This is a genomic window from Ramlibacter humi (assembly GCF_004681975.1).
GTDB lineage: Bacteria > Pseudomonadota > Gammaproteobacteria > Burkholderiales > Burkholderiaceae_C > Ramlibacter > Ramlibacter humi.
In genome coordinates this window covers 308,539-334,251 of the sequence record NZ_SMLK01000003.1, presented here as the reverse complement: position 1 = coordinate 334,251, position 25,713 = coordinate 308,539, and the positions used below count along the sequence as shown (strand labels likewise).

The following is a 25,713-nucleotide window of genomic DNA, read 5'->3' as shown; positions in this document are numbered from 1 at the left end:
GCGGGAGGCTAAGCGCCGTCCACGCCGCGCAGCACGTTGGCCAGCTCCACGGCCGACTTCACTTCCATCTTGTCGAACACCCGCGCGCGATGCACTTCCACCGTGCGCACGCTGATGGCCAGCTGGTCGGCGATCAACTTGTTGGGCAGGCCCTTGGCGACCAGGCGCATGACGTCGCGTTCGCGCTCGGTCAGTTCCGCCAGCCGCGCCGCCAGCCGTTCGGCTTCGCGCCGCTGCGCCAGCACCTCGCTGGACCGGCGCAGCGCCTGCTCGACGCGGTCGACCAGCGCGTTGTCCGAGAACGGCTTCTCGCAGAAGTCGAACGCGCCACGCTTGACCATGTCCACCGCGGTGGGCACGTCGGCATGGCCGGTGAGGAAGATCACCGGCATCGCCTCGACCAGCCCGCGTTCGGCGATGCGCTCGAAAAGCGCCAGGCCGCTCATGCCGGGCATGCGCACGTCCAGCAGCAGGCAGCACGGGTGGGCGGGGCGAAAGCCCCCCTCCAGCAGCGCCTCGAAAGCTTCCGCGTCCTCGAAGCGCTCGCTGGCCAGGTGGCGCGAGCGCAGCAGCCACGCCAGCGCTTCGCGCACGCTCTCGTCGTCATCGACGATGAAGACGGTGGCGTCGGGCGCGGGTTGCATCAGGCGGTGGGCAGGGCGGCCGCCGCGGGCGCCGCAACGGAAGCGGCGTTGCCGGTGGGCAGCGTGAAGCGGAAGATCGTACCCCGCGGACGGTTGGGCTCGAAAGCGAGAAATCCGCCATGCTGCTCGACCACCGTGCGGCACAGCGACAAGCCCAGCCCCATGCCTTCCGCCTTGGTGGTGAAGAAGGGCGTGAACAGCTGCTCGCGCACTTCCTCGGGGATGCCGGGGCCCTGGTCGGCCACCGAGAATTCCAGCCAGCCGGTGCGCGCCGATCCATCGTCCGGCACCGCGCGGCGCAGCTGCAGCAGCAGCGAGGGCTGCGCGATGCGCGCCTCGTCCATCGCCTGCATCGCGTTGCGGGCCAGGTTGAGCAGCACCTGCTCCACCATCGTGCGGTCGCACAGCACCGGAGGCAGGTCGGGAGCGATGCGCGTTTCCACCTGCACGCGCAGCTTGCGCGCCTGCAGCGTCACCAGCGGCATCACCGCGTCCATCAGGTCGCGCGGCGCGACCAGTTCGCGCGCCTTGTCGCGGCGGCGCACGAAGTCGTGCACGCTCTTGATCACCTTGCCCGCGCGCTCGGCCTGTTCGGCGATGCGGCGCAGCGCCAGATGCAGGTCGCCGGCGGCCGGCGCGCCCCGGTCGGCGCCCAGCAGGTTCATGGAGCCGGTGGCGTAGCTGGCAATGGCCGCCAGCGGCTGGTTCAGCTCGTGGCTGAGCAGCGACGCCATCTCGCCCACGGTGGCCAGGCGCGCGGTGGCCTGCAGCCGCTCCTGGCTGGCGCGGGAGAGTTCCTCCACGCGGCGCTGTTCGCTGATGTCCAGGAACGCGCTCATCCAGCCGGTCTGCAGGCCCTGCGCGTTGATCAGGGGCGCCTCGATGATCAGCACCGGGAAGCGCGAGCCGTCCTTGCGCATGAAGACCGATTCGAAACCTTCGCGCGGCGGCGCGTGCCGGCCCGCCAGCCGCACCTCCTGCCGCTTCTGGTACTCGCCCACCAGTTCCGGCGGCCAGTAGGGCGCGGGCGCGCTGTGGCCCAGCAGCTCGTCGGGCGAAAAGCCCACCATGGCGCAGAAAGCCGGGTTCACGTAGGTGATGCGGCCGCTCAGGTCGCGCGCGCGCAGGCCGGTCACCAGCGAGTCTTCCATCGCCTTGCGGAAAGCCAGCGCGTCGGCCAGGTCGCGTTCCACCTGCAGGCGCCGGCGCATGTCCTTGGCCAGCAGCAGCAACACGGACAGCAGCGCGATGGACATCGCGGTGACCAGCGCCGTGAGCACGTTGGGGAACAGGTCGGGCGCGGCGCGCCAGCTGTCCATGCGCAGCACCAGCGTGTTGCCCGGCAGGTCCAGCAGCTGCTGCGAGCTGAACACGCGGCTGCCGCGGCGCACCGCGCCGTGCACGGCCAGCCGCGTGCCGTCGGCCTCGGTGAACGACACCTCGTGGCTGCGCACCAGCTGGGGCCCGAGCAGGCTGGCCAGCATCTCGCCCAGCGAGTAGGTCGCCACCACGAACCCCGCCGGGTGGCCGCCGCTGACCTGCGGCAGGCACATCTCCATCACCTCGATGCCCAGCCCGTCCGGCTGCGGCACGAAGGCGCTCACGGAATAGCCCGGGCCGCTGCTGCGGCGCGCGTTGGTGCAGGCCAGGACGACGTCGGCGTGCGCGTTCTGCCGGCCCAGGCGCGCGAACGCCGGCGCGCGGTACGGCGTGTCCACCGCGGCAATCACGCCCAGCTGGTTGTCGCGCCACTCGATGCGCACCAGCTCGCGCCTCTCGTGCAGCAGCTTCTGCGCGTCCTGCGTCCAGCTGTCCCGGCTGGGCGTGCCCGCCTGCAGGGCCTGCAGCGACTGCACGTTGCGCGTGAGCGCCGCGCGGATGTCGCCGATGGCTTCGGCGTTGTCGCGCTCCAGCCGCGACTGCACCTGGCTCACCTCGTAGCGCCCGGCCAGCCACACCAGGGTGAGCAGCAGCGCCGCGACCAGCGCGATCAGGAGCATCCACAGGCCGCGCCGCGACAACGGCGGGCGCGGGCCCGGCGGTGCGGGCTCGCGCTCTTCCTGCGCCTCGGTCATAGCACCCGGTGATCCAGCGCCGGCAACTGGCGGCGCCACTGCGCTTGCGCGGCGGGGTCGAGATCGGCGGCGACCACGCCTTCGCCTTGCTCGGCGCGCTGCGACACCACCACGCCCCACGGGTCCACCACCAGGCTGTGGCCCCAGGTGCGGCGGCCGGTCTCGTGCACCCCGCCTTGCGCCGGCGCCAGCACCCAGGCCAGGTTCTCGATGGCGCGTGCGCGCAGCAAGGGTTCCCAATGCGCCTGGCCGGTGACGTAGGTGAAGGCGCTGGGCACCAGCAGCACGTCGGCGCGCAGCTCGCGGTACAGCTCGGGGAAGCGCAGGTCGTAGCACACCGACATGCCGATGCGCCAGTCGCGCCCGTCACGCGCGCGCAAGGTGAACGTGGCCGGGCCGCGGCCGGCTTCGATGACGCGCGCCTCGTCGAAGCGCTCTTGCCCGTTGTCGAAGCGGAACAGGTGGATCTTGTCGTAGCGCGCCACGCACTCGCCCTGCGGCGAGAAGGCGAGGCTGGTGTTGCGCACGTGCTGCTCGTCGCCGGCCGCCAGGGGCAGCGTGCCGCCCACCAGCCACAGGCCGTGTTCGCGCGCGGTGCGGGCGAGGAAGTCCTGGATGGGGCCTTCGCCGGGCGCTTCGCGCACGACGAGCTTGTCGGTGTCCTGCCGGCCCATGAGGCAGAAGTACTCGGGCAGCACGGCCAGCTCGCAGCCCTGTGCGGCGGCTTGCGCGACGAGGCGCGCGGCAGCTTCGAGGTTGTCCTGCACGCGCGGGGCGGACACCATCTGGATGGCGGCGGCTTTCATCGGCTGGCCTCCTTTTCGGTCGGCTTGTCGCCCGCGTTCGGCGCCGTGCTTGCGGCGGCGCCCTGGCGCGGCACGCGGGTGATGCGCGGGTCGGCCCAGCTGCCGTCGATCTGGAACTGCTGCGTGGCGGCGCGGGCCAGCGGCTGGCGCAGGAACAGCTGCGCGAGGAACGTGCCCAGGCCGATGGCCGGGTTGATGGCCGCGGCCACCAGCGATGCGGTGCCGGCATTGATCTCGGGCACCACCACGACGCGGATGTCCTGCGTCTCGCGCGCGATGTCGGCCTTGCCCTCCATCAGCACGGCGGCGTTCACGCCTTTCATCTGCAGGTTGTTGGTGGCGGCCACGCCCTGCTGGATGGTGACGTCGCCGCGCACGAAATCGAACTGGAAGCCCTCGCTGAACACGTCGCGGAAATCGAGCGACAGCCGGCGCGGCAGGGACTGCAGGCTCAGCACGCCCAGCAGCTTGGCCAGCCCGGGGTCGGCCTTGAGGAACTGGCCGTTGGCCACGTCGACGTGGAAGGCGCCCTGCATCGACGGGTAATCCAGCCCCAGCGGCGAACCCAGCCACGCGACCTGCCCCTCCATGCGGCCCGCTGCGCGGCGGATGACGTCCTTCATGCCCAGGCGCGCCAGCAGCTGGCCGGCGTCGGCGATGTCGAAGCGGAAGTTCATCACCGTGCGGCGGCGCTCGCTGCCGCGCGCCGGGCGCGCCGCCGCTTGCGCGTCCACCGCGGCCCAGTTGCCGGTGGCGGTGAACTGCGCCTCGGGCATCGAGAGCGCCAGCTTGTTCAGGCGCCATTCGCGCGTGCCGCCTTCGCGCCCGCCGCGGTTGACCGCGTCGATCTCCAGCTTGCCCAGCTTGCGGCCGCGCAGCTCGAAGTCGTCCACCACGATGTCCAGCGCCGGGATGCTGCCGGGCTGCTCGTCCAGCAGCGTCTCCACCGCGTTCGCCTGCGAGGCGGCGATGGCCAGGCGCGACAGGCGCGCGTACACGCGGCCCGCGCCGGCGCCGCTGGGCTGGCGGTATTCCAGGTAGCCGCCCAGTTCGTCCGCATCGACGTTGCCGCGCCAGACCTGGCCTTCGCGCGAGCCGCCGACCACCACGTTGTGCAGCGTGCGGCCCTCCACCGTGATCTGGCGTGCGCGCAGCGCCAGCATGTTCGGCAGGTAGCCCGATGCGTTCGACGGCGGCGCCGCGGTGCCGGCGCCCGGACGCGACGGGCTGGACGCGACGGCCACGCCGTCGAGCACCTGCTCCCAGGCGTCGATGCTGGCCGTGCCCAGTCGCACGTTGGCCGTCACGCCCTGCTCGGGCAGCACGGCGGTTTCGCCGGGCGGCAGGTTCAGCGCGATGGCGCCGCGCAGCACGCGCGGTTCGGCGCCCGAGATGTCGCGCACGTAGTTCACCGACACCAGCTTGCCCACTTCCACCGCCAGCCAGTCCTGCAGCGGCCCGCCGGCCGTGCCGGGCATCACCATGTTCTCGTAGCGCAGGGGCAGGGCTTCGTTCGCCGCCTTGGTGAGCGGCGCGGGCAGGTCGATCGCCAGTCCCTGCAGGCTGCTGGTGACCAGCACCTCCGGCTTGCCGCGGCGGAAGTTGACGGCCACCGCGTACGGCGCCGACCCGGTGGCCTGCTTCGCCAGGCGGGCGATGTAGCCCAGCTCGCGGGCCTGCCGCAACCCTTCGGCGGTGGCCACGCCTTGCGCGCGGATCTGCACCGTGGTCTCGCCGCCGTTGGCCGGCGTGCGCGTGCCGCCTTCGATGCGGACGTCGCCGCCGAAGGCCCGCGCCTGCGTGCCCGCCAGCGCGAAGCCGCGGTCGTTGAACGTCACCACGCCGCGGGCGCGCTGCAGCGCCGGCGTGTCCGGCGTGATCTGCACGTCGTTGCCCGCCAGCGTGACGGTGCCTTGCACCGTGCTGCGGGCCATCTGCGAGATGGGCAGGGAAAGCGCCAGCTTCACGTCGGCGTTGCCGTTGCCGCTGGCCTGCCCCAGCGCGTCCTGCGCCAAGGCGGAAATGGGCGAGCGCTGCACGATGGCCAGCGCCTCGGCCAGCGGGCCCTGCACCTCGCCGTCGACGCCGACGACGGTGTGCGCGAGGTCCGGGATCTCGGCGCGCGCCTTCACGCGCAGGCCCGGCGCGCCGGCGAAGCGGCCGTCCACGTCGTCCACCGTCATGCCGCCCTTGTCGAAGCTGAGGTGGCCCGACAGCTGCTGCAGCGTGGGCCAGGGCAGGCCCGCCGTCTTCACCACGCCGCGCGGCGCGAACGCGAAGGTCGCGTTGCGCACGTGGCCGCTGACGTGGAAATCGCCCGGGCCGGTGCGGAACGGGAAATGGTTCAGTTCGCCCTGCAGGCGGAACTTGCCGTCCGTCACGTCGGCCTGTGCCACGCCCTGGTGGACGTACTCGCGCGCGTCCTGCGGCACCACCAGCGGCAGGTAGCGCCACACCCGCGCGCCGTTGGCCCGCGCCAGCGTGCCTTTCAGGTCGATGACGCCGGGGAAGCGGTGCTGCGGGTCGGCCCCGGTGCGCCAGCTGGCCTCGCCTTCGCCCTGCGCGTCGGCGTTGGCGAAGCGCAGGTTCGCGGCGTTGACCGAGATGCGGTCGCCGTCCAGCGTCCACTGCACGTCGGTGGACAGCTGGTCGAAGGGCAGGACCGGGTCCTCGAACACGCCGGGCAGCTCCAGCGCGCCGCCCGCCAGCGACAGCCGGGCCTTGCCGCGCGACTCGCTGAAGTCGAAGTCGATGCTGGCGTTGCGCACGCCGGGCGTGCCGGCGGCGTGCTTGCCGTCCGCCGGTTCGTGCGGCGCCGAAGCCACGTACAGGCCGCTGATGCGGCCCTTGGCCTGGTACTTGCGCGGCGATTGCCAGGGGCCCTGCCAGCGCGCCTGCACGTTCTCCACCACGCCCTGCGGCGCGTAGCGGTCCAGCGCGGCATGGGTGGCGTCGCCCAGCGGCAGCCGGCCCGCCAGCTGGCCCAGCGCGCCCAGGTCCAGCCGGTCGGCGCGGAACTCGCCGCTGCCGCCTTCCTTGCCGCTTTCGTCGAACGAGGCGAACACGTTGCCGGCGGGCCAGCGCTGGCCTTCGGCGGTGACGAACTGCAGCTCGCTGGCCTGCAGCTCCCAGCCGCCGGGCAGCCGCTTGCCGCCCAGGCGCCCGGAGACGGAGGCCAGGGCCAGCGGCTGCAGCGAAGGCCCGAGCGTGGTGGACACGTCGGCGGCCGACACGTCGGCCACCCCGCCGACCACCTGGCCGCGGTCGACGTCGGCCCAGGCGCGCACGGCGCCGCGGCCGCTGTCAATGCGCACCTGCAGCTGGACGTACCGGTGCAGCTCGGCCAGGTCGACGCGGTGGAAGTCGGCGTGCAGCTGGCCGCTCCAGTCCTGCCAGCGGCCGGCGCGCCCGGACAGCAGCGGCTGGCGGAACATGCCCATGACGGTGAAGCGGTCGCCCCAGGCCGTCGGCGGGGTGGCGTCCAGGCGCATCGAATGGCGGCGCGCGGAGTTGCGCATCACCAGGTCGACGTTGGCCAGCTGCAGCGGCGGCGCGTCGCGCAGCTCGTCGGTCCAGCGCACGGTGCCGCCGCGGATGACGAATTCGGCTTGCTGGAAGAACCAGTCGGCGCCGCCGCCGTCGTCCTGGCCGCCGCGCGCGAGGTCCAGGCCGGCGACGAAGACGTGGCCGTCCTTGCCGCGGCGCACGTCCAGCTCCGGCCTTTCGATGTACAGCTGGTCGAAGCCCAGGTTCCACAAAGACCGCAGCGACAGCGCGGCCTCCACGCGCGGCAGGCGCAGGGCTTCGCGGCCGCCGGCATCCAGCAGCACCACGGATTCCAGCTGCAGCGAGGGCACGAGGCCGTCGCGCGTGGCGCTGACGGACCCGATGCGCACGGGGATTCCCAGGGCCCTGGAGGCCTGCATTTCCAGCTGGGGACGCCATTCGCCGATTCGCGGCACAATCCACGCGTGCAGCGCGCCCCAGGCGAGCAGCAACAGCAGCCAGGCGGTGGCCAGGAGCCACAGGAACCACTTCGCGCAGGCGGCATAGACCTTGAGCAGGCCCGAGGGAAGCGGCGGCGAATCGTTCATGAAGACTACGAGGTGGCAGGAATTATGAGCCCCGGTGCGCAAGCGGGTGAGATGCCGGTGGCCGCGCAGGGTTCCGCCTTCTCCCGGTTCGTCCAGCGCATCCGCCGCCGTTACGCCGCGGAAATGGACCTGCTGCCTCCCGGCGCACCCAGCCGCGACACGCTGCAGTCCACTTACGAAGCGTTGCTGGCGCGCGGCCACGACACCGGCGCGGCGCTGCGCATCCTGCGCCAGCTGGTGCTGGAACGCCTCGCGCGCCTGGACTGCGACGAGCAGGCGCCGCTGGCCACGGTCACCCTTTCCGTCACGCTGCTGGCCGAGTTCGCCCTGGACGCCGCCCTGCGCCACGCGCTGGCCGAGCTGGAAACGGTGCACGGCCGGCCGCTGGGCCCCGACGGCCAGCCGGCGCGCCTGTGGATCATCGGCATGGGCAAGCTGGGCGCGCGCGAGCTGAACGTCTCCAGCGACGTCGACCTGATCTACGTCTACGACCACGAAGGCGAAACGGCGGGGGTCGACGGCCGCGGCCGCCTCAGCCACCAGGAATTCTTCGCCAAGGCGGTGCGGCATGTGTACGCGCTGGTGGGCGAGACCACCGAGCACGGCTTCGTCTTCCGCGTCGACCTGGCGCTGCGGCCCAACGGCAACTCCGGGCCGCCGGTCGTTTCGCTCGACGCGCTGGAGGAATATTTCCTGGTGCAGGGCCGCGAGTGGGAACGCTTCGCCTGGCTCAAGAGCCGCGTGGTGGCGCCGCGCGCCTGGATCAAGGACGGCTCGGCGCAGGCGCTGCGTTCCGTGGTGCTGCCGTTCGTGTTCCGCCGCTACCTGGACTACGGCGTGTTCGATTCGCTGCGGGTGCTGCACCGGCAGATCCGCGAGCACGCCGCGCGCCGCAGCGCCGGCCGGCCCGAGCGCGCCAACGACGTCAAGCTCTCGCGCGGCGGCATCCGCGAGATCGAATTCATCGTGCAGCTGCTGCAGGTGGTGCGCGGCGGCCAGTTCCCCGAACTGCGCACGCGCCCCACGCTGGAAGCGCTGCAGCGCGTCGCGGCCGCGGGGCTGATGCCCGAGGCCACGGCGCAATCGCTGGCCCGCGCTTACGAATTCCTGCGCCGCGTCGAGCACCGCATCCAGTACCTGGACGACCAGCAGACGCACGTGCTGCCCATGGGCTGCGACGAAGGCGACGGCGACCTGGGCTGGATCGCGCGCACCATGGGCTACGCCGAATGCTGCCCGTTCCTGCACGAGCTGGACGGCCACCGCGAATTCGTCGCGCAGGAATTCGACAAGCTGCTGGGCGCCAACGAAGGCTGCAAGACCTGCGGCGGCCCCAAGGGCGGCAAGGCCGCGGCGCCCGATCTCGATGCCCTCTGCGAGCAGTTGCCCGGGCAGCTGCGCGAACGCATCGGCCGCTGGCGCGACCACCCGCGCGTGCTGGCGCTGCGCGAGGACGCGCGCAACCGCCTCTCGCGCCTGATCGCGCGCACCGGCCAGTGGCTGCTGGAAGGGCGCGTCAGCGAAGAAGCAGCGGTGCGCATGGCCGACTGGCTGGAACCGCTGCTGCGGCGCGAGAGCTATCTCGCGTTGCTGCTGGAGCGCCCCGGCGTGCACGAAAGATTGCTGCGCCTGCTGGGCGCGGCGCGCTGGCCCGCACGCTACCTGCTGCGCCATCCCGGCGTGATCGACGAACTGGCGAGCGAAGCGCTCTATGCGGAGCGATTCGACGCGCAAGCCTTCGAGCAGGAGCTGGAAGAGCGCCTGCGCGCGCTGCGCCGCACGAACGAGGACGACGACGAGTCGCTGCTGAACCTGCTGCGCCGCGCGCACCACGCCGAGGTGTTCCGCACGCTGGCGCGAGACGTCGAAGGGCGGCTCACCGTCGAACAGGTGGCCGACGACCTGAGCGCGCTGGCCGACGCGGTGCTGCGCGTCACCACGCGCTGGTGCTGGCAGCGGCTGAAGTCGCGCCACCGCGACGAACCTTGCTTCGGCATCATCGGCTACGGCAAGCTGGGCGGCAAAGAGCTGGGTTACGGCAGCGACCTGGACATCGTGTTCGTCTTCGACGACCAGGACGAACGCGCGCAGGAGGTGTACGGCGCGTTCGTGCACAAGCTGATCAACTGGCTGACCACCAAGACCGCCGAAGGCGACCTGTACGAGATCGACACGGCGCTGCGGCCCAACGGCAACTCCGGCCTGCTGGTCACCACGTTCGACGCGTACGCGAAATACCAGCAGGGACGCGGCAGCAACACCGCGTGGACCTGGGAACACCAAGCCATGACGCGCGCCCGCTTCGTGCTGGGCGGGGCCGACCTGCAGGCGCGCTTCGACGCCGTGCGCGAAGCGGTCATCACCGCGCCGCGCGACGAGGCGGCGCTGCGCACCGAGATCGTGGCCATGCGCAGCCGCGTGCGCGAGGCGCACCCGGTGAAGCCCGGCCTGTTCGACATCAAGCACAGCGAAGGCGGCATGGTCGATGCCGAGTTCGCCGTGCAGTTCCTGGTGCTCGCCGATTCGGGCAAGCATCCCGAGCTGGTGCCCAACGTCGGCAACATCGCGCTGCTGCAGCGCGCCGAAGCCGCGGGACTGCTGCCCGCGAAGGTGGGCCAGCGCGCCGCCGCGGCGTACCGCGAACTGCGCCGCCTGCAGCACCGCGCGCGCCTGGACGAAGCCTCGACCCAGGTGGCGCCCGCGCCGCTGGAAGCCGAGCGCGACGCCATCCACGCCCTCTGGTCCGCCGTCTTCGGTTGAGTTGGCGCCGGCGCGGGATGGTAGGCTTTCGGGCTGCTTCAAGCCGCGGGTGCCACCAGGCCCGCGCGCCCGGGCGCCAACGCCCGCACCAGAGAAGGATCCGATGAAGAAGCTCCGTGTGATCGCGGCAGCCGCGCTGCTGCCGTGGCTGGCAGGCTGCGCGTTGCCGCGGCCCCCGTCCGGCACCGCCGCCGAAGTCCCCGATCGCTGGTATGCGCCGCTGCCGCACGGCGGCACCCAGGCGGACCTGCAGCGCTGGTGGCAGCAATTGGGCGACCCGGTGCTGGTGGACCTGGTCGCCGCGGCGCAGACCGCCAACCCCAATGTCGCTTCCGCACGCTCGCGCATCGGGCAGGCGCGAGCCACGCGCGTGGCCGCGGCCGCCGCGTTGTGGCCCACGCTGGACGCGCAGGCTTCCACCAGCCGCGGCAGCCAGCAGGCGGAATTCCTGGGCACCACGGCCACCATCTCTCAGGTGGGTCTGCAGTCGACGTGGGAGCTGGACCTGTTCGGCGCCAACGGCGCGCGGCGCGACGCGGCGCAGGCGCGCCTGGCCGCCGCCGAGGCGGGCTGGCACGACGCGCGCGTGGCCGTCGCGGCCGAGACCGCCAACAGCTACCTGTCCTGGCGCACGTGCCAGCGCCAGCTGGTGGTCGCGGGCAACGACGCGCGGTCCCGCGGCGAAACCTCGCGCCTCACCGACCTGAGCATGAAAGCCGGCTTCACCGCGCCCGCGACCGCGGCGCTGGCCCGCGCCAGCGCGGCCGAGAGCGCGGCGCGCGAGACGCAGCAGCGCGCGGCATGCGAAACCGAGCTGAAGGCGCTGGTGGCGCTGACCGCCTTGCCCGAACCGGCGCTGCGCGAGAAGCTCGCCGCGGCCTGGAACGAGCCGCCGCTCACGGTGCTGGCCACCGTGCCCGCGCTGCCAGCGCAAGTGCTGGCGCAGCGGCCCGACGTGTTCAGCGCCGAACAGGAAGTTACTGCGGCCAGCGCCGAAGTGGGCGCCACGGATGCGGACCGCTACCCGCGCCTGTCGATCTCGGGATCCATCGCGCTGACTTCGGTGCGCGCCGACGGCATCAGCACCAGCGGCGGCACGTGGCAGGTGGGCCCGCTGGCCGTCTCGCTGCCGCTGTTCGACGCCGGCCGGCGCGCGGCGGCTTCGGACGCGGCGCGCGACCGCTACGACGAAGCGGCGGCGCTGTACCGCGCCAAGGTGCGCGACGCGGTGCGCGAGGTGGAGCAGGCGCTGATCGCCCTGGACAGCGCGCGCTCGCGCAACGAGAACGCGCGCATCGCGGCCGAGGACTACCGCCATTCGTTCAACGCCACCGAGGCGCGCTACCGCGCCGGCCTGGCCAGCCTGGTGGAACTGGAAGACGCGCGCCGCACGCTGCTGGCCGCGGAGACGGCGCTGGTGGGATTGCAGCGCGAAGGACTGGCCGCGTGGGTGAGCCTGTACCGGGCGGCAGGCGGCGGGTGGCGGCGCGGGGAAGGCGTCGCGGCCCGCTGATCGACAAGAAGAAACGCAAGCGAGAAGAAACCATGAAGCTCTCCCGACCCAAGATCGTCGCCCTGGTGGCGCTGGCCGTGGCGATCGTCATCGGCGCCGTCGTGGCGCTGCGCGGCAGCAAGCAGGATGCCGCGAAGAAGGACGAGAAGGCCGCCGGCGCCAAGCCCGCGCTGACCGTCGCCACCACCGTGCCGCAGCGCGTGCCGCTGCCGGTGCGCCTGTCGGCCAACGGCAACATCGCCGCGTGGCAGGAAGCCAGCATCGGCGCCGAAGCCGGCGGCCTGCGCATCACCGAAGTGCGCGTGAACGTGGGCGACCGCGTCGAGAAGGGCCAGGTGCTGGCCACCTTCGCCACCGATACGCTCAAGGCCGACCTGGGCCAGGCGAAGGCGGCGCTGGCCGAAGCCGATGCGGCGGCCGCCGACGCCGCCGCCAACGCCGAGCGCGCGCGCAGCCTGCAGCAGACCGGGGCGCTGAGCGCCTCGCAGATCAACCAGTACCTCACGGCCGAGAAGACCGCGCAGGCCCGCGTGCAGGCCGCGCGCGCGGCGTTCGACGTGCAGCAGGTGCGCCTGACGCAAAGCCTGGTGGTCGCACCCGACGCCGGCATGATCTCGGCCCGCACGGCCACTGTCGGCCAGGTGGTGGCCAACGGCACCGAGCTGTTCCGCCTGATCCGCCAGGGCCGCCTGGAGTGGCGCGCCGAGGTGACGTCGGCCGAACTCGGCAAGCTGGCGCCCGGCACCACCGCCAGCGTCACCGCCGCCAGCGGCGCCAGGCTCGCCGGCCGCGTGCGCACGCTCGGCGCCAGCGTGGACCCGCAGACGCGCACGGCCATCGTGTACGTGGACCTCACGCCGCTGCCGGGCGCCGCCAATGCCAGCGCGCGCGCCGGCATGTTCGCGCGCGGCGACTTCGAGCTGGGCTCGACCCCCGCGCTGACCATCCCGCAGTCGGCGCTGGTGCTGCGCGAAGGCTTCAGTTACGTGCTGCGCGTCAACGACGACCAGCGCGTGTCGCAGGTGAAGGTGCAGCCGGGCCGCATGGCCGGCGACCGGGTGGAGATCGGCGAAGGCTTGCCGGCCGGCGCGCGCATCGTCGCCAGCGGCGGCAGCTTCCTGAACGACGGCGACCTGGTGCGCGTCGCCGACACCGCGCCCGCCCCGGCCGCGGCGGCTTCGCGCGCTTCCGCCGCGAAGCCGGCGGCCAGCCGCTGAACGGGACGCACGCCATGCTCAACGTCTCGTCCTGGTCCATCCGCAACCCGATCCCGGCGGTGATGCTGTTCGTGTTGCTCACGTTCGGCGGCCTGCTGGGCTTCAAGGCGATGAAGGTCCAGCAGTTCCCGGACATCGACCTGCCCACCGTGGTGGTCACCGCATCGCTGCCGGGCGCGTCGCCCGGCCAGCTGGAAACCGACGTCGCGCGCAAGCTCGAGAACGCGATGGCCACGCTGCAGGGCCTGAAGCACCTGTACACCAAGGTGCAGGACGGCGTGGTCACCATCACCGCGGAATTCCGGCTGGAAAAGCCGGTGCAGGAAGCGGTGGACGACACGCGCTCGGCGGTCTCGCGCGTGCGCAGCGACCTGCCCGCGGACCTGCGCGACCCCATCGTCACCAAGATGGACCTGGCCGGCCAGCCGGTGCTGGCCTTCACCATCGCCTCGCCGCAGATGGACGAGGAGGCCTTGTCCTGGTTCGTCGACAACGACATCTCGCGCCGGCTGCTGGCCGTCAAGGGCGTCGGCGCCGTCAACCGCGTGGGCGGCGTCAGCCGCGAAGTGCGTGTCGCGCTGGACCCGCTGCGCATGCAGGGCCTGGGCATCAGCGCGGCCGAAGTGTCGCGGCAGCTGCGCCAGGTGCAGGTGGAAAGCGCCGGCGGCCGCACCGACCTGGGCGGCGGCGAGCAGCCCGTGCGCACGCTGGCCACGGTGAAGACCGCGGCCGAGATCGGCCGCATCGACATCGCGCTGCCGGCCGCCGCGAACGGTGCCGGCCGCCGTGTGAAGCTGTCCGACATCGCGACCGTCAGCGACACCATCGCCGAACCGCGCGCGGCCGCGCTGCTGAACGGCAAGCCGGTGGTGGGCTTCGAGGTGGCGCGCAGCCGCGGCGAAAGCGAGGTGGCCGTGGGCGCCGCCGTGCACCAGGCGCTGGACGAACTGAAGGCGCGCCGCCCCGACATCCAGCTGACGCAGGCGTTCGACTTCGTCACGCCGGTGCAGGAGGAATACGACGGCTCGCTGCACCTGCTGTACGAAGGCGCCGCGCTGGCGGTGCTGGTGGTGTGGCTGTTCCTGCGCGACTGGCGCGCCACCTTCGTGTCGGCCGTCGCGCTGCCGATGTCGGCCATCCCCGCCTTCCTGGGCATGTACCTGCTGGGCTTCTCGATCAACGTGGTGACGCTGCTGGCGCTGTCGCTGGTGGTCGGCATCCTGGTGGACGACGCCATCGTGGAAGTCGAGAACATCGTGCGCCACCTGCGCATGGGCAAGACGCCTTACCAGGCGGCGATGGAGGCGGCCGACGAGATCGGCCTGGCGGTGATCGCCACCACCTTCACGCTGATCGCGGTGTTCCTGCCCACCGCGTTCATGAGCGGCATCGCCGGCAAGTTCTTCAAGCAGTTCGGCTGGACCGCCGCGCTGGCGGTGTTCGCCTCGCTGGTGGTGGCGCGCATGCTCACCCCGATGATGGCCGCGTACATGCTGCGGCCGATCGTGAAGCCGCACCAGGAGCCGCGCTGGATGCCGCCCTACCTGCGCTGCGTGCAGTGGGCGCTGCGCCACCGCCTGGCCACCAGCGTGCTGGCCGGCCTGTTCTTCTTCGGCTCGCTGGCGCTGACGCCGCTGCTGCCGGCGGGCTTCATCCCGCCGGACGACAACTCGCAGACGCAGGTGTACCTGGAACTGCAGCCCGGCTCCACGCTGGAACAGACCAAGGCCGTCGCCGAGCAGGCGCGCGGCCTCATCACGAAGGTGCCGCACGTGCGCAGCGTGTACACCACCATCGGCGGCGGCGCCGCGGGCGGCGACCCGTTCGCCAACACCGGCGCGGCCGAGGTGCGCAAGGCCACGCTCACCATCGAGCTGGACCCGCGCGGCGACCGCCCGCGCAAGCAGCCGATCGAGAACCAGATCCGCAAGGCGCTGGAGCCGCTGCCCGGCGTGCGCAGCAAGGTCGGCCTGGGCGGCTCGGGCGAGAAGTACGTGCTGGTGCTCAGCGGCGACGATCCGCAGGCGCTGCAGGCGGCCGCGATGGCGGTGGAGCGCGACCTGCGCACCATCCCCGGACTGGGACAGATCGCGTCGACGGCCAGCCTGATCCGGCCCGAGATCGCGGTGCGGCCCGACTTCGCGCGGGCCGCCGACCTGGGCGTCACCAGCGCCGCCATCGGCGAGACGCTGCGCATCGCCACCGCCGGCGACTACGACGTGGCGCTGCCCAAGCTGAACCTGTCGCAGCGGCAGGTGCCCATCGTGGTGAAGCTGCAGGACGAGGCGCGCCGCGACCTGCAACTGCTCGAACGCCTGGCCGTGCCGGGCTCGCGCGGGCCGGTGATGCTGGGCGAAGTGGCCACGCTGCAGTTGACGGGTGGCCCCGCGGTGATCGACCGCTACGACCGTTCGCGCAACATCAACTTCGAGATCGAGCTGTCGGGCCAGCCGCTGGGCGAAGTGGCCGATGCCGTGCAGAAGCTGCCCTCCGTGCGCAACCTGCCGGCGGGCGTCTTCGTGCGCGAGGTGGGTGACGCCGAGGTGATGGGCGAGCTGTTCGCCAGTTTCGGGCTGGCCATGCTGACCGGCGTGCTGTGCATCTACATCGTGCTGGTGCTGCTGTTCAAGGACTTCCTGCACCCGTTCACCATCCTGGCCGCGCTGCCGCTGTCCATCGGCGGCGCGTTCGTCGGGCTGCTGGTGGGCAACGCGATGCTGTCGATGCCTTCGCTGATCGGGCTGATCATGCTGATGGGCATCGCGACCAAGAACTCCATCCTGCTGGTGGAATACGCGATCATGGCCCGCACGGAGCACGGCATGAGCCGCTGGGAGGCACTGATGGACGCCTGCCACAAACGCGCGCGGCCCATCATCATGACCACCATCGCCATGGGCGCGGGCATGCTGCCCATCGCGCTGGGCATGGGCGCGGCGGACCAGAGCTTCCGTTCGCCGATGGCCACCGCGGTGATCGGCGGCCTGATCACGTCCACCGTGCTGAGCCTGGTGGTGATCCCGGTGGTCTACACGATCTTCGACGACGTGGAAGGCTTCATCCGGCGGCAGGCGAAGAAGCTGCGGCGCCACGAAAGCGCCGCAAGCTCGGAGCCCGCGAAGGGTTAGGCCGCCTTCAGCGCGATGGGGCGCGGCCCCACCGGCAAGCGCATGCCCACGCCCAGCCGGTTCCAGGCGTTGATCTGCGCGATGGCGAACGACAGCTCGGCGATCTCCTGGTCGCTGAAGTGGTCGCGCAGCGCGTCGAAGCGCTCCTGCGGCGCCTGCGTTTCGCGCAGCAGCGTCAGGCTCTCGGCCCACTTCAGCGCGGCGCGCTCGCGCGGCGTGTAGAGCGACGTCTCTTCCCAAGCCGCCAGGCAGGCGATGCGCTGCAGCGTCTCGCCGGCGGCCGCCAGTTCGCGCGTGTGCATGTCCAGGCAGTACGCGCAGCCGTTCAGCTGCGACACGCGCGAATCCACCAGCGCCAGCAGCTGCTTGCCCAGGCTGGACTTCTTGACGGTTTCGCTCACGCCCAGCATGGCGCGGAAAGCGTCGGGGGCGAGCCTGGTGTGTTCAAGGCGGGGAGAAGCGTGGTCCATGTCGGTTTCCTGGTTGATGACAGAGACAAGACGCGGGCCTCAGCCCGTTTGTGACAGCGCGGCCTGCACGGCCCGCAATTTGTCCGGGTTGCGCTGCACGTACACCGCCGCGATGCGGCCGTCAGCGGTGAGCTCGAAAGCCTGTACCGATTCCAGCCGGCCGTCGAAGTAGCGCGCTACGCCAGGCCCGCCGTTCACGCGCACCGGCACGTAGCGCACCGACTCGCCAGCTCGGCGGAAGGTCGCGTAGTAAAGCTGCGCCAGGCGCTGCGACCCGTGCAGCACGTGCGCGAAAGCGGAGACGCGGCCGCCGCCGTCGCTGACCAGCGCCGCGTCGTCGGCGAACAATTGCCGCAGGCCCTGGAAGTCGCCGCGCGCGGCCGCATCGGCGAAAGCCTCCAGCAACCGGCGATGCGCGGCGGAGTCCACCGCCTGCGGCACGCGCTGTGCCTGCACGCGTTCCTGCGCGCGGTGCACCAGCTGGCGGCAGGCGGCCTCGCTCTTGCCCAGCAAGGTGGCGATCTCGGCGTAGCCGGTGTCGAACACCTGCCGCAGCACGAAGGCCGCGCGCTCGGCCGGCGCCAGCGTCTCCAGCACGCGCAGCAGCGCCATCGACACGTCGTCGGCCCGCTCCAGCAGCGACTGCGGCGTGTCTTCGTCCAGCGGTTCGACCAGCGGCTCGGGCAGCCAGTGGCCGGTGTAATGCTCGCGCTCGGTCTTGGCGTGCCGCAGGCGGTCGATGGCCAGGCGCGAGGTGACGGTCACCAGCCAGGCTTCCGGCGTGCGGAGGCTGTCGGTGTCGGACTCGTTCCAGCGCAGCCACGCGTCCTGCAGCACGTCTTCGGCGTCGGCGCGCGAGCCGAGCATGCGGTAGGCCAGGCCGAAGAGGCGCGGTCGGTGCCGCTGGAAGAGGGCGGTGCGTTGGTCCATCGGCGAAGACGTTCCGGCCCCGCCGCTTGTGACAGCGTCAGCTGCCGGAGCGGATGCGGTCGACGAGGTTGGTGGTGGAGTAGCCATCCACGAACGGGATGGCCAGCGCGCGGCCGCCCCAGCTTTCCACCAGCCGCGTTTCGGCCAGCCTGGCCATGTCGTAGTCGCCGCCCTTGACGTACAGGCCGGGCCTGAGCTCGCCCAGCAGCTGCACCGGCGTGTCTTCGTCGAAGAAGGTGACCAGGTCCACCGACGCCAGCGCGGCGAGCAGCGTGGCGCGGTCGTTCTCGCGGTTCAGCGGGCGGTCCGGGCCCTTGCCCAGGCGGCGGGCGGACGCGTCGGTGTTGACGGCGACCACCAGCGACGCGCCGAGCGCGCGGGCCTGCGCCAGGTAAGTGGCGTGCCCGCGGTGCAGCACGTCGAAAACGCCGTTGGTGAAGACCACCGGCCGCGGCAGGGCGGCCATGGCGGCGGCCGCGCTTTCGCGCGGCACGATCTTGCGCAGGAAGTCCGGGGGCGCGGCGGCCCGTTCCATCAGGCCGCGCTGGAGGCCGGGGCCGCGCCGGTGAGCGAGGCGCCCAGTTCCTTGCGGAAGCGGTTGAGCTCCTGCACGCTCTTGAAGCTGCGGTCCATCAGCAGGCTCATGTTGTGCAGGATGCGTTCGACCACCTTGGTTTCCCACACGGCGTCGAAGTTGATCTGCTTGTCCAGCCAGTGCTCCAACCATTCCGGGTTGGGCAGGCGGCTCTGGATGGTGTCGCGCGGGAACAGGGTCTTGTTCACGTGCAGGTTGGTCGGGTGCAGCGCCTGCGCCGTGCGGCGCGCGCTGGCCATCAGCACGCCCACCTTGGCGAATGCGGCCTTGGCCTCGACGCCGAACTTGCCGATGGCGCGCTTCATGTAGCGCAGGTAGGCGCCGCCGTGGCGGGCCTCGTCCTGGCTGAGCGTCTGGTAGATGTGCTTGATCACCGGCTCGGTGTGCCACTCGGAAGCGCGGCGGTACCAGTGGTTCAGGCGGATTTCGCCGCAGAAGTGCAGCATCAGCGTTTCGAGCGCGGGGGCGGGCTCGAACTCGAAGCGGATCTCGTGCAGTTCCTGCTCGGTGGGCACCAGGTCGGGGCGGAAGCGGCGCAGGTATTCCATCAGCACCAGCGAGTGCTTCTGCTCCTCGAAGAACCAGATGGACATGAACGCGGAGAAGTCGCTGTCGTCGCGGTTGTCGCGCAGGAACATCTCGGTGGCCGGCAGCGCCGCCCATTCCGTGATGGCGTTCATCTTGATGGTCTGGGCCTGCTCGTCGGACAGCATGGACGCGTCGAAGCGGTCCCAGGGGATGTCCTTGTCCATGTCCCAGCGGACGGACTCGAGCTGCTTGAATAGTTCTGGGTAAAGCATGGCGGTGGGAAAGATCGCCCGGATTTTAAGCGGGTGCGAATGAAAGTGTTCTTACAGCAGCCCCTGCACCCGGGGGCATCGGACAAAGCCGCATGCGGCCATGGCCGGCCCGCGTGCATCAGAATGGAACGAACCCAAGTCGCAGCGGAGCTGGCCATGACCTTGCGCATCCCTTTCCTGGTGCTGATCACCCTCGCATTTGCCATTCCGGCCGCGGCACAGTCGCCGGCGCGTCCTGCCTCGGCGGCGCCGGCCGCGGCCGCCTGTCCCGCCGTGCTGCGATACCAGTTCCCCCGGCTGCAGGACGAGAAGCCGCAAGCGCTGTGCCAGTACGCCGGCAAGGTGCTGCTGGTGGTGAACACCGCCAGCTACTGCGGGTTCACGCCGCAGTACAAGGGGCTGGAAGCGCTGTACGCGCGCTACCGCGACCGCGGGCTGGTGGTGCTGGGCTTCCCGTCCAACGACTTCGCGCAGGAGAAGAACAGCAATCACGAGATCGCGGACTTCTGCGAGAACACCTACGGCGTGAAATTCCCGATGTTCGGCAAGAGCAGCGTGCGCGGCGCGGACGCCAACCCGCTGTTCAAGGAACTGGCCGCGAAGACCGGGCGCCAGCCGATGTGGAACTTCCACAAGTACCTGATCGCGCGCGACGGCGCGGTGGTCGCGCAGTACTCCAGCCTCACCACGCCGGAAGACCCGGAACTGGTCGGCCGCATCGAACAGCTTCTCGGCAAGCCCTGACTCGCGCGCCTTGAACTGACTGGTAATCACCAATACCGATCAGTTCATTCGGCTGCACCGATGCACACAAACATTTACCGGACAGTGTCACTCGGGACGGAACTGGGGACGACAGTACAGGGTCGATAAGGGCACGGAGCGGGGGACTGGATCCCAATTGCTGTCGCGAAGCCTTCCCGGCGCATGCCGCCGGGCTGCAATCCTGGGGCGACTCTTCTCCTCCTCCCTCCCTCCCTCCTTCGTCACGGGGCGCTTCGCGGCATTTTTCTTTCCGGCCTGGCCCGGTGGACACGGCGGCGGCGACATGAAAGTCGCCGTCGTCGGTTCCGGTTCCGACTTCGCGGCCGCGCACCAGCGCATTGCGCGCGAACGAATGGTCGCTGGACGAGATGCTGCGCCACCAGCAGGCGAACCGCGTCGGCGCGCTGCACGTCATCGCACGCAGAACGACTTCCGCATGCCGGCAAGGCGCGCCGGTTCACCGGCGGATGGAAGGACAGAGGCGGGAAGAAACGCCCGCGTCAGGCGGGCTTGGTGTCGATGAAGCTCTGCCGCTGCTCCAACTTGGCGTACAGCTTCTCGAGATTCGGGTAGGGCGTCCGCCAATCGATGTCCGGGAAGCGGAAATCGAGGTAGCCGAGCGCGCAGCCGACGGCGATGTCGGCCAGGCTGAGATGGATGCCGGCGCAGAACGGCTTGTCGCCCAGGCCCTGGTTCATGGCCTTGACGCTCGCGTTGACCTTGCCCAATTGGCGGTCGATCCAGGCCTGGCTGCGCTGCGCCTTGGTGCGGCCGGCCCAGTTGGCTTCCAGGCGCGCCAGGATGGCGGCATCGCACACGCCGTCGGCCAGCGCTTCCCAGGTCTTGACCTCGGCACGCTCGCGGCCCACCGCGGGAATGAGCTTGCCCACCGGCGACAGCGTGTCCAGGTACTCGACCACCACGCGCGAATCGAACAGCGCTTCGCCGCCTTCCATCACCAGGCAGGGCACCTTGCCCAGCGGGTTGGATTCGGCGATGGTGGTCTCCGCCGACCACACGTCTTCCTGCACGAACTGATAGTCCAGCTTCTTCTCGGCCATCACCACGCGCACCTTGCGCACGTAAGGGCTGGTCACGGCTCCGATCAGTTTCATGGGGCTCTTGCTGTTGGGGGTCACGCGGCGATTCTAGGGGGAAGCCGGTGCACCGATGTGGTGGAGGGACGACACGCCGCATGGCCCGTCCGCAGGGGTGCGCCCGCCTACAATTCCTGCTTCCCATGACCCTTTCCACCATCTCCGCGCTGTCGCCGCTGGACGGCCGCTACGCCGGGCGCCTGGCGCCCCTGCGTCCCCTCATGAGCGAGCAAGGCTACATGCACCGCCGCGTGCAGGTGGAGGTGTGCTGGTTCATCGCGCTGTCCGACGCCGGCTTCAAGGAGTTCAAGCCGCTCACGCCGGGGGCGCGCACCTACCTGCTCGGGCTGGTGAAGAACTTCTCCGAAGCCGACGCGCTGGCCATCAAGGAGATCGAGAAGACCACCAACCACGACGTCAAGGCGGTGGAGTACTGGATCAAGTCGAAGTTCGAGGCGCGGCCCGAGCTGCGCGCGGCCAGCGAGTTCGTGCACTTCGCTTGCACCAGCGAGGACATCAACAACACCAGCCACGCGCTGCAACTGAAGTACGCGCGCGAACAGGTGCTGCTGCCCGCGCTGGACGCGGTGATCTCGCGCATGCGCGAGATGGCGCACGCCTATGCGGCGGTGCCCATGCTCAGCCGCACGCACGGCCAGACCGCCAGTCCCACGACCGTCGGCAAGGAGATCGCCAACGTGGTGGTGCGCCTGGCCGGCGCGCGCGAGCGCATCGCCGCCGTGCAGCTGATGGGCAAGATGAACGGCGCGGTGGGCAACTACAACGCGCACCTCGCCGCCTGGCCCGAGTTCGACTGGGAAGCCTTCAGCCGCAAGGTAGTGGAGACGCCCGAGCCGCTGGGCCTGGGCCTGACGTTCCAGCCGTACAGCATCCAGATCGAACCGCACGACTACATGGCCGAGCTGTTCGACGCCGTGGCTCGCGCCAACACCATCCTGGTGGACTGGGCGCGCGACGTGTGGGGCTACGTCAGCCTGGGCTATTTCAAGCAGAAGCTGCGCGAAGGCGAGATCGGCTCGTCCACCATGCCGCACAAGGTCAACCCCATCGACTTCGAGAACGCCGAAGGCAACCTGGGGCTGGCCAACGCGCTGCTGCGCCACCTGTCGGAGAAGCTGCCGGTCTCGCGCTGGCAGCGCGACCTCACCGATTCCACCGTGCTGCGCAACATGGGCGTGGCCCTGGGCTACGCCACGCTGGCGTACCACTCGCTGGGCATCGGCCTCGCGAAGCTGGAACTCAACTCGGAAGCGCTGGCCGCCGACCTGGACCAGGCCTGGGAAGTGCTGGCCGAACCTATCCAGACCGTCATGCGCCGCTTCGGCGTGCAGGGCGCGTACGAGAAGCTCAAGGAAGTGACGCGCGGCAAGACCGTGCGCGCCGAGGACCTGCACGGGCTGATCCGCTCGCTGGACATCCCGCAGGAAGAGCGCGACCGCCTGCTCGCGATGACGCCCGCCAGCTACATCGGCGCCGCGGCTGACCTGGCGCGCCGCGCCTGACGCGCGTGGCGCTCAAGTCCACCGTCTTCAAGGCGCAGCTGGCGGTCGCCGACATCGACCGCGGCTACTACGCCGACCACGCGCTGACGCTGGCGCGGCACCCCAGCGAGACCGACGAACGCATGATGGTGCGGCTGGCCGCGCTGGCGCTGAACGCGCACTCGCTGCAGACCGACTGCGGCGGCGACGCCACCCTCGGCTTCGGCGCGGGCCTGTCGGATCCCGACGATCCCGACGCGCTGGTGCGCGACTTCACCGGCCGCGTGGTGCGCTGGATCGAGGTCGGCCAGCCGGAAGAAAAGCCGCTGGTGCGCGCGTGTTCCCGCGCCGACCAGGTGATCGTGTACGCGTTCCATCACGCCGCCGAAGTGTGGTGGCGCGGAATGGAGAACAAGGTGTCGCGCCTGGACAAGCTGCAGGTCTGGCGCTTTCCCTCCGAAGCGTCGCAGGCGCTGGCCGCACTGGCCGAGCGCAGCATGCAGCTGCAGGCGACCATCCAGGAAGGCTCGCTGATGCTGTCGTCGCCGCTGGGCAGCGCGGACATCGAGCCGGTTCGGTGGAAGTGACGTCACGCCCGGCGCATCGCGCGAGCCGGTAACTCATCCCGCGCAGGCGCGGATCCAGTTCGTTCAGGCGGGCGCCGGGCGGCCGCAGTTCCAGCAGCTGCCGAACCCGCCTTCGACGATCTCGCCGCACTCGCAGGCCCAGCGACGCTGCGGGATCGAACGCAGCGCCTGAAGCATCTCGCGCGCACCGGCTTCCTGCGAATCGTCGGCGATCCAGACTTCCGGCAGGCACTGGTCGGGCGGCAGCTCGCCGGCGGCGGCGCCCAGGTAGTAGCGCTGCACGCTGGCGTCGAAACCGGCCTGCCGCAGCGCGTCGGCCCACAGCGCCGCGATGGCGATGTTGGGCGCGCGTGCCAGGCGGCGCATCAGCGGCTCTCGTCTTCCGGTTTTGGCGGCGCGCCTTCGCGCGCCCGCTCCGCGTAGCGGTTGAACCGCCACGCCTCGCCGTGCTGCGTGATGCGGCGCCAGGTCTGGCGCTTGGCGGCGGGCGACATCTCGGGCCACAGCTGGACTTCCTCGAAAGTGCGCCCGCAGCCCTTGCAGGTTTCATCGCCCTGGCTGGTGGAGCAGATGGCGATGCAGGGCGTGTCCGGCGTGCTGTCGTACCAGGCCTTCCAGGCTTCGTACGCCTTGGGCGGGAAGCCTTTCTCGTCGGCCTCGTCCTCGCGGTAATACACCATCAGCGCGTACACCTCGGCCAGCGCGCGCAGCTCGGGCGCCAGCGTCACGCCGTCCGGCGACGGCTTGCGCTCGCGCCAGAAGTTGATGGCCGACTCGATGTCGGTGATGTGGATGCCTGCCATGGCGCGTGGGGACCGGGGCAGGGATGATAGCCAAGCGCGCAAGCCCGCGCGGGGCCCGGCGAATGCGGCGGCGATGCTATCCTGCCCGCGATGAAACTGGTCGCCAAATGGCTGCTCAGCGCCGTCGCGCTGCTGTTCGTGGCCGCGGTCTATTCGGGCGTCGAGGTGAAGAACTTCACCGCCGCCTTGCTGGCCGCCTTCGTCATCGGCCTGCTCAACCTGGTGGTGCGTCCCGTGCTCGTCGTGCTGACGCTGCCGGTGACGGTGGTGACGCTGGGACTGTTCCTGTTCGTGATCAACGCCCTGATGTTCTGGGCCGCGGCCACGCTGCTGGACGGCTTCCAGGTGAAGGGATTCCTGCCGGCGCTGGTGGGATCGCTGATCTACTCGGCGATCGGCGTGGTCATCGATTCAGCGCTCGAGCGACTGTTCCCGAAGAAGTGATTCCACTTCGCGCGTGCGGCTGTCGATGATCGAAGCCTCGATGTGGTCGCCGCCGCCGCCACCACGCCGCACCAGGTCCTGCGCAGCCTTGAGCCGGTCCACCGCCGCGGCGTAATCCAGCACCGCCACCTGCGCTTCGGCATCGGCACGGATCGCGCGCAGCTGCTGTCCCTGCGCGGTGTACGCCGCGGACAGCGTGTGCCAGGCCTCCGCATCGCGCGGCTGCTGCGCCACCCATGTCTGCAGCCGCTGCGCCACTTCGGGCGCGCCGCCGGTCGCCAGCCGCGCATGCGACCACAGCAACACCTCGGGCCGCTTCGTGGCGTTCGCGTCCAGCAACGGCAACGCCGACTGGGCGCGGCCGCCCGCGATCGACACTTCCGCCAACAGCAACCGCGCGAGCCGCGCGCCCACCGCGTCGTCCTTCAGCTGGTCAGCCAAGCGTTGAGCCTGCGTGACCGCCGTGCCGGTATCGCGCAGGCGCGAGGCGGCGAGGCTGGCCGAGTAGAGCAGCGATGCGCGCCGCACCGGCGCCACGTTGGCGGGCATGCTGGCCGCGTCATGCACCAGCGTGCGCAGCGCGTCGACGCCCACGGCGGACAGGGCGCGCGCCCGGGCAGCCATCAGCGAGTGCTCCAGCGACGGCGCGGCCGGCGCCTTCTCGCGCGGCAGGAGTTGCTGGCGCGCCTGCATGTCGGCGGCACGCTCGGTCGTCATCGGGTGCGTGCGGAGGTACGGGTAGTCGCCGCTGTCGTTCAGCCGCGCGGCCTGCGTCAGCTTGTTGAACATGGTGACGAAGCCTTGCGGGTCGAAGCCGGCCTGCGTGAGGACGTTGTAGCCGACGCGGTCGGCCTCGCGCTCCATGTCGCGCGAGAAATTCAGCTGCCCCTGCATGGCCACGGCCTGGCTGCCGCTGATCATCGCGTTGGCCGCGTCGGGACTCTTGCGCCCGGCGAGCGCGCCCAGGATCATGGCGCCGATCACCCAAGGCGCCTGCCGCTTTTCCTGGCTGGTGAGGCGCGAGATGTGCCGCTGCGTCACGTGGCTCAGCTCGTGCGCCAGCACGGACGCGAGTTCGTCGCGGCTGGTGGTGACGCTGATCAGGCCCAGGTGCAGCCCCATCCAGCCGCCGGGCAGCGCGAAGGCGTTGACGGTGCGATCCTTGCCCAGCAGCACCTGCCACGCGAATCGCTGGTCCAGTTCCGCCGTCAGGTCACCGCGCGCGCGCGAAGCCGCCAGCAGCGGCTGCCACACGCCCTGCACGTATTCCACCAGCACCGGATCGTCGATGTAGTCCGGGTCGCGATAGAGCTCGCGCGCGATCTTCTCGCCCAGCCGGCGCTCGGCCGAGCTGGTCATCTCGCTCTCATCGCCCAGCGTGGGCAATTGCGCGCGCGCGAGCGGTGCACAGGCCATCACGGCGGCGAGGGCCGCGGCCGCGAGCCGGCGGGGATAGTGACGGAAGGTGAACGCCATCGATGGG

General features: G+C 70.9%; 20 protein-coding genes. 8 read left to right on the top strand and 12 right to left on the bottom strand.

Features of this window, described 5'->3' with window-relative positions:
- Window positions 1-8: 8 nt before the first annotated feature.
- The 4 genes from EZ216_RS12540 to EZ216_RS12525 are packed head-to-tail and all read right to left on the bottom strand — an operon-like array spanning window position 9 to window position 7,619.
- Window positions 9-644: a response regulator transcription factor gene (locus tag EZ216_RS12540; RefSeq protein ID WP_135250099.1), complete on the bottom strand. Its 636-nt coding sequence runs from the start codon at window positions 642-644 to the stop codon at window positions 9-11.
- The gene (locus EZ216_RS12535) at window positions 644-2,719 is read right to left on the bottom strand and encodes a two-component system sensor histidine kinase NtrB (protein WP_135250098.1); all 2,076 of its coding nucleotides are present in this window, start codon (window positions 2,717-2,719) and stop codon (window positions 644-646) included. The genes EZ216_RS12540 and EZ216_RS12535 overlap by 1 nt, the downstream gene beginning before the upstream one ends.
- A complete protein-coding gene (locus tag EZ216_RS12530) occupies window positions 2,716-3,525 on the bottom strand; it encodes a carbon-nitrogen hydrolase family protein (RefSeq protein WP_135250097.1) in 810 nt (269 codons plus the stop codon). The genes EZ216_RS12535 and EZ216_RS12530 overlap by 4 nt, the downstream gene beginning before the upstream one ends.
- Window positions 3,522-7,619: a YhdP family protein gene (locus EZ216_RS12525; protein ID WP_135250096.1), complete on the bottom strand. Its 4,098-nt coding sequence runs from the start codon at window positions 7,617-7,619 to the stop codon at window positions 3,522-3,524. The genes EZ216_RS12530 and EZ216_RS12525 overlap by 4 nt, the downstream gene beginning before the upstream one ends.
- A gap of 24 nt (window positions 7,620-7,643) precedes the next feature.
- Between EZ216_RS12525 and glnE the strand changes: the two genes are divergently transcribed.
- From glnE to EZ216_RS12505, 4 genes are all read left to right on the top strand, one after another.
- A complete protein-coding gene (glnE, locus tag EZ216_RS12520; RefSeq protein ID WP_205959668.1) occupies window positions 7,644-10,379 on the top strand; it encodes a bifunctional [glutamate--ammonia ligase]-adenylyl-L-tyrosine phosphorylase/[glutamate--ammonia-ligase] adenylyltransferase in 2,736 nt (911 codons plus the stop codon).
- Window positions 10,380-10,482: 103 nt separating this feature from the next.
- Window positions 10,483-11,892 carry an efflux transporter outer membrane subunit gene (locus EZ216_RS12515; protein ID WP_135250095.1) on the top strand — a complete coding sequence of 470 codons (1,410 nt, stop codon included), beginning with the start codon at window positions 10,483-10,485 and terminating at the stop codon, window positions 11,890-11,892.
- 32 nt (window positions 11,893-11,924) lie between these two features.
- Complete coding sequence (locus EZ216_RS12510) at window positions 11,925-13,109, top strand: efflux RND transporter periplasmic adaptor subunit (RefSeq protein ID WP_135250094.1); 1,185 nt, start codon at window positions 11,925-11,927, stop codon at window positions 13,107-13,109.
- Between the two features lie 14 nt (window positions 13,110-13,123).
- On the top strand, window positions 13,124-16,237 hold the full coding sequence (locus tag EZ216_RS12505; RefSeq protein WP_135250093.1) for an efflux RND transporter permease subunit: 3,114 nt from the start codon (window positions 13,124-13,126) through the stop codon (window positions 16,235-16,237).
- On the opposite strand, the gene EZ216_RS12500 is transcribed toward EZ216_RS12505, so the two are convergent.
- From EZ216_RS12500 to EZ216_RS12485, 4 genes are read right to left on the bottom strand one after another with little or no spacing between them, the layout of a single operon-like run.
- The gene (locus EZ216_RS12500; RefSeq protein WP_135250092.1) at window positions 16,234-16,707 is read right to left on the bottom strand and encodes a carboxymuconolactone decarboxylase family protein; all 474 of its coding nucleotides are present in this window, start codon (window positions 16,705-16,707) and stop codon (window positions 16,234-16,236) included. The two genes, EZ216_RS12505 and EZ216_RS12500, sit on opposite strands and share 4 nt — an antisense overlap.
- Before the next feature lie 39 nt (window positions 16,708-16,746).
- Entirely contained in the window at window positions 16,747-17,637 is an 891-nt protein-coding gene (locus tag EZ216_RS12495) for an RNA polymerase sigma-70 factor (RefSeq protein ID WP_135250091.1), read from the bottom strand.
- 37 nt (window positions 17,638-17,674) lie between these two features.
- On the bottom strand, window positions 17,675-18,172 hold the full coding sequence (gene rfaE2, locus EZ216_RS12490; protein ID WP_135250090.1) for a D-glycero-beta-D-manno-heptose 1-phosphate adenylyltransferase: 498 nt from the start codon (window positions 18,170-18,172) through the stop codon (window positions 17,675-17,677).
- Window positions 18,172-19,032, bottom strand: coding sequence for a ferritin family protein (locus tag EZ216_RS12485; RefSeq protein ID WP_135250089.1), 861 nt, complete (start codon window positions 19,030-19,032; stop codon window positions 18,172-18,174). Before EZ216_RS12485 ends, rfaE2 begins: the two co-directional genes overlap by 1 nt.
- A 156-nt stretch (window positions 19,033-19,188) precedes the next feature.
- Between EZ216_RS12485 and EZ216_RS12480 the strand changes: the two genes are divergently transcribed.
- On the top strand, window positions 19,189-19,776 hold the full coding sequence (locus EZ216_RS12480) for a glutathione peroxidase (RefSeq protein WP_135250088.1): 588 nt from the start codon (window positions 19,189-19,191) through the stop codon (window positions 19,774-19,776).
- A 521-nt stretch (window positions 19,777-20,297) separates the two neighbouring features.
- On the opposite strand, the gene EZ216_RS12475 is transcribed toward EZ216_RS12480, so the two are convergent.
- Complete coding sequence (locus tag EZ216_RS12475) at window positions 20,298-20,912, bottom strand: glutathione S-transferase C-terminal domain-containing protein (RefSeq protein ID WP_135250087.1); 615 nt, start codon at window positions 20,910-20,912, stop codon at window positions 20,298-20,300.
- A 125-nt stretch (window positions 20,913-21,037) separates the two neighbouring features.
- On the opposite strand from EZ216_RS12475, the gene purB reads away from it, so the two are divergent.
- Window positions 21,038-22,417, top strand: a complete 1,380-nt coding sequence (gene purB, locus EZ216_RS12470; protein WP_135250086.1) for an adenylosuccinate lyase — start codon at window positions 21,038-21,040, stop codon at window positions 22,415-22,417.
- Window positions 22,418-22,422: 5 nt separating this feature from the next.
- Window positions 22,423-22,983 carry a YaeQ family protein gene (locus EZ216_RS12465; RefSeq protein WP_135250085.1) on the top strand — a complete coding sequence of 187 codons (561 nt, stop codon included), beginning with the start codon at window positions 22,423-22,425 and terminating at the stop codon, window positions 22,981-22,983.
- A gap of 63 nt (window positions 22,984-23,046) precedes the next feature.
- On the opposite strand, the gene EZ216_RS12460 is transcribed toward EZ216_RS12465, so the two are convergent.
- Entirely contained in the window at window positions 23,047-23,349 is a 303-nt protein-coding gene (locus tag EZ216_RS12460; protein ID WP_135250084.1) for a DUF2007 domain-containing protein, read from the bottom strand.
- The gene (locus EZ216_RS12455; protein WP_135250083.1) at window positions 23,349-23,786 is read right to left on the bottom strand and encodes a DUF3717 domain-containing protein; all 438 of its coding nucleotides are present in this window, start codon (window positions 23,784-23,786) and stop codon (window positions 23,349-23,351) included. Before EZ216_RS12455 ends, EZ216_RS12460 begins: the two co-directional genes overlap by 1 nt.
- Before the next feature lie 90 nt (window positions 23,787-23,876).
- On the opposite strand from EZ216_RS12455, the gene EZ216_RS12450 reads away from it, so the two are divergent.
- Window positions 23,877-24,230, top strand: coding sequence for a phage holin family protein (locus tag EZ216_RS12450; RefSeq protein ID WP_135250082.1), 354 nt, complete (start codon window positions 23,877-23,879; stop codon window positions 24,228-24,230).
- On the opposite strand, the gene EZ216_RS12445 is transcribed toward EZ216_RS12450, so the two are convergent.
- Window positions 24,198-25,706 carry a M48 family metalloprotease gene (locus EZ216_RS12445; protein ID WP_239024364.1) on the bottom strand — a complete coding sequence of 503 codons (1,509 nt, stop codon included), beginning with the start codon at window positions 25,704-25,706 and terminating at the stop codon, window positions 24,198-24,200. The genes EZ216_RS12450 and EZ216_RS12445 overlap by 33 nt on opposite strands.
- Between the last annotated feature and the right edge of the window lie 7 nt (window positions 25,707-25,713).

Bases quoted from the DNA above. Each gene is read 5' to 3' on its own strand.
- glnE (WP_205959668.1), top strand. From the start codon at position 7,644: ATGAGCCCCGGTGCGCAAGCGGGTGAGATGCCGGTGGCCGCGCAGGGT.
- EZ216_RS12515 (WP_135250095.1), top strand. From the start codon at position 10,483: ATGAAGAAGCTCCGTGTGATCGCGGCAGCCGCGCTGCTGCCGTGGCTG.
- EZ216_RS12460 (WP_135250084.1), bottom strand. From the start codon at position 23,349: ATGCGCCGCCTGGCACGCGCGCCCAACATCGCCATCGCGGCGCTGTGG.
- EZ216_RS12480 (WP_135250088.1), top strand. From the start codon at position 19,189: ATGACCTTGCGCATCCCTTTCCTGGTGCTGATCACCCTCGCATTTGCC.
- EZ216_RS12445 (WP_239024364.1), bottom strand. From the start codon at position 25,706: ATGGCGTTCACCTTCCGTCACTATCCCCGCCGGCTCGCGGCCGCGGCC.
- EZ216_RS12475 (WP_135250087.1), bottom strand. From the start codon at position 20,912: ATGAAACTGATCGGAGCCGTGACCAGCCCTTACGTGCGCAAGGTGCGC.
- EZ216_RS12525 (WP_135250096.1), bottom strand. From the start codon at position 7,619: ATGAACGATTCGCCGCCGCTTCCCTCGGGCCTGCTCAAGGTCTATGCC.
- EZ216_RS12485 (WP_135250089.1), bottom strand. From the start codon at position 19,032: ATGCTTTACCCAGAACTATTCAAGCAGCTCGAGTCCGTCCGCTGGGAC.
- EZ216_RS12540 (WP_135250099.1), bottom strand. From the start codon at position 644: ATGCAACCCGCGCCCGACGCCACCGTCTTCATCGTCGATGACGACGAG.
- EZ216_RS12535 (WP_135250098.1), bottom strand. From the start codon at position 2,719: ATGACCGAGGCGCAGGAAGAGCGCGAGCCCGCACCGCCGGGCCCGCGC.
- purB (WP_135250086.1), top strand. From the start codon at position 21,038: ATGACCCTTTCCACCATCTCCGCGCTGTCGCCGCTGGACGGCCGCTAC.
- EZ216_RS12530 (WP_135250097.1), bottom strand. From the start codon at position 3,525: ATGAAAGCCGCCGCCATCCAGATGGTGTCCGCCCCGCGCGTGCAGGAC.
- EZ216_RS12450 (WP_135250082.1), top strand. From the start codon at position 23,877: ATGAAACTGGTCGCCAAATGGCTGCTCAGCGCCGTCGCGCTGCTGTTC.
- EZ216_RS12505 (WP_135250093.1), top strand. From the start codon at position 13,124: ATGCTCAACGTCTCGTCCTGGTCCATCCGCAACCCGATCCCGGCGGTG.
- EZ216_RS12495 (WP_135250091.1), bottom strand. From the start codon at position 17,637: ATGGACCAACGCACCGCCCTCTTCCAGCGGCACCGACCGCGCCTCTTC.
- EZ216_RS12455 (WP_135250083.1), bottom strand. From the start codon at position 23,786: ATGGCAGGCATCCACATCACCGACATCGAGTCGGCCATCAACTTCTGG.
- EZ216_RS12510 (WP_135250094.1), top strand. From the start codon at position 11,925: ATGAAGCTCTCCCGACCCAAGATCGTCGCCCTGGTGGCGCTGGCCGTG.
- rfaE2 (WP_135250090.1), bottom strand. From the start codon at position 18,172: ATGGAACGGGCCGCCGCGCCCCCGGACTTCCTGCGCAAGATCGTGCCG.
- EZ216_RS12500 (WP_135250092.1), bottom strand. From the start codon at position 16,707: ATGGACCACGCTTCTCCCCGCCTTGAACACACCAGGCTCGCCCCCGAC.